The organism is Enterobacter sp. ZOR0014, assembly GCF_000798855.1.
Lineage (GTDB): Bacteria > Pseudomonadota > Gammaproteobacteria > Enterobacterales > Enterobacteriaceae > Enterobacter > Enterobacter kobei.
The window spans coordinates 1-311 of sequence record NZ_JTLF01000256.1 but is presented as its reverse complement, the minus strand read 5'-3'; the positions used below and the strand labels follow the sequence as shown (position 1 = coordinate 311).

1 pseudogene is annotated in these 311 nt (G+C 50.5%); it reads right to left on the bottom strand.

What is annotated here, in order from left to right:
• Nucleotides 1-311: pseudogene (locus tag L977_RS13525) on the bottom strand (choline transporter); the annotation flags it as partial.

Below are 311 nucleotides of genomic sequence, written 5' to 3'. Positions count from 1 at the left end.
TCTGCGCGATAATATCGATGTTGCTCAGCCTGCTGCTCATCATTATCCATCGCAGCCAGGGCGAAGGTTGGCGAGTTATACCCGCGAAGCCTCACTTCATAAATATAGTTCAGTTCGTTACCCAGATCGACTTCAAGGCGAATACGATCGTCGGCAGCGTCATTGATGTGGCTAATCGTTCCCTGCTTGTTGAGCTCTTCCTGAACCAGCGTCATGGCGGGCTGGATAACGTCGTCCATAAAGCGTTTCACAAGAGAACGCTTAGGCAGATAAGCGATATTACGCAACCTTCTCTGCCAGGGAATGGGGTT